Below are 2,028 nucleotides of genomic sequence, written 5' to 3' on the forward strand. Positions count from 1 at the left end.
ACGTGGCGGCGCACTGTGCCGCCGTGGTCCTGCCGGCGGAGGCGGACGGGGCCGCGGGCGCCCGGGCCCCGGGGGGCGTGGGGGTCGCCCGGGGCGCCCGGGGCGGGGTCCATGGCTCCGCTCGGGTCTTCCGTGCGGGCCTGGGGACGGGGTTCCGCGGGGCCGGCGGTGGCGGGCGGGGCGGCCTGCGGGTGACCAGTCCGGGGGCCGGTGACGGGGCTGGCGACAGGGCTGGCGGCGGGGCCGGGGTGCGTCGGGTGGCCGCTGCCGGGCGGCACGCCGCCGCCCGCCCCCGGCTGCGTCCCGTTGCACGACGGCCGTCCGCCCCCGCACCTCCGGGCGAGTCGGATCTCGCTGCCGTGCCTTCCGCCACCGTTCGCGCTGTCGCTGGTACTGGTCATGGCGGACATACTTACCGGGCGTCCATCTTCCGTTTTGGGCGAATCCCGGAAACCAGGACACGGCGGGGCAGGGCGGGGTATCTTGCGCCCCGCCTACCTGGCGGGCATGTGCCACTGGTGCATGTGTCCTGCCTGGTCCACTGGCCTACCCGGCACATCGGCCACCGCCGGCCCGCGGGTCCGGCCTGCGCGGGTGCTCCCGCCGGTGCCTGGGCAGCGGGCCCGCGCCGCCCGATGCGGTGCGGGCGGCTCCCCGTATGGCTCTCCCTACGGCCTTCCGTACGGGCTATCGGGGCGCGTCATGCCTGGTGGGAGTCTTGAGGCGAGTGTCGGCGGGTGCCGGTGGATGCCGGCGGGTGTCAGCCCGCTCCGTACCGGGCCCCCTCGGCGGGGCGTCGGACCGGTCAGGAGCGGGGCCGCGTCGGGGTGGGGCGGATCAGGATTCCGCCACGGCACCGTCGCGCAGCAACTCGCGGCCGAACTCGACCATCTTCCGCGCGTAGTCCTCGGTCCAGTCCGCCCGTTCGGCGATCGCGGCCAGCGGCAGCCGGTCGAACCGCTGCGGGTCGGCGAGCTGCGCCGCGGCCATCGCCTGGAACTCCGTCGCCCGCTCCGCCGCCGCCCGGAACGCGAGCGTCAGCTCGGTCGAGCGGGCCAGCAGTTCGGCGGGGTCCTCCATCGACTCCAGGTCGAAGAAGTGCTCGGGGTCCGCGGTGGCCTCGGAGGGCTCGAAGAGCAGCGGCGGGGGTTTGAGGCGCCGCGCCGGGCTGGTACGCGGTTGGGCAGCCGAATGCGGCTCGGACATGGATCTACCTCCGGTGTTGAGTGCCGCGTTCCATTGTCCAGCCCCGCGCAAGACCACTCGGCCGGGCGAAACGGGGTCGGGGGCGGGGCCGTGGGTGTGCTGAGCGGTGGTGCCGAGGACGTGCTGAGAGGGGGCCGGCGGGGGGTCGCCGGCGCCGCGTACCATCCGCAGCCAGCCAGCCAGCCAGCCAGCCAGCCAGCCAGCCAGCCAGCCAGCCAGCCAGCCAAAGCCCAACGCAACCCCGCCCCGCCCGGCTGGCCAGCCCGCCGCAACCCCCGTCCAACCCCGCCGGTCCGTTTGACCAGCTCAAACAAGCAGTCCGACGCCGCCCGCGGGGTGTTCGCTCACGGGTGCCAGGGGACCCGGTGTTCGTTCAGATGGGCCAGGACGGCGTGATTCGCCTCCCAACCGTCCGGGAAGCGGAGGCTCACCCCAAGCTGGACCGGTTCCGTCGACGGATGTTCGTCCAGGAGCTCGGGCACGCCGGCGCGGCAGACGACGATGCAGGCGTGGCGGTGCCGGGAGGCCAGCACGCACAGCCGGCCGGTCTCCAGGTGGAAGGCGGTGGCGTCGGGCCGGCCGGACAGCGGGTGCAGCACGACGGTCACGTCGAACTCGCGCCCCTGGAGCCGGTTCGCGGTGTCCACCACGACGCCGGCCACGCCGAGGTCGGCCAGCGCGGCCCGGACCGCGGCGGCCTGGTCGCGGGGGGCCGGGGCCCCCCCGATACGGGGCCCCCGCCGGGGCCCCCGGGCCCGGCCCCGCGCGCGGGGGGCCGCCCCCCCCCGGGCGCGCCCCCCGCGCCCCCCCCCGGCCCCCCCC

Annotated in this window: 1 protein-coding gene and 1 pseudogene; both read right to left on the bottom strand. The window is 76.8% G+C overall.

What is annotated here, in order from left to right; all coding sequences use genetic code 11:
* Positions 1 to 837 precede the first annotated feature (837 nt).
* The gene (locus AAHZ94_RS33265; protein WP_349997430.1) at positions 838 to 1,206 is read right to left on the bottom strand and encodes a DUF8844 domain-containing protein; all 369 of its coding nucleotides are present in this window, start codon (positions 1,204 to 1,206) and stop codon (positions 838 to 840) included.
* Positions 1,207 to 1,550: 344 nt separating this feature from the next.
* Positions 1,551 to 2,028, bottom strand: a pseudogene (locus tag AAHZ94_RS33270) (helicase); the annotation flags it as partial.

It is taken from the genome of Streptomyces sp. HSW2009, from assembly GCF_040240285.1.
GTDB lineage: Bacteria > Actinomycetota > Actinomycetes > Streptomycetales > Streptomycetaceae > Streptomyces.

Bases quoted from the DNA above. Each gene is read 5' to 3' on its own strand.
- AAHZ94_RS33265 (WP_349997430.1), bottom strand. From the start codon at position 1,206: ATGTCCGAGCCGCATTCGGCTGCCCAACCGCGTACCAGCCCGGCGCGG.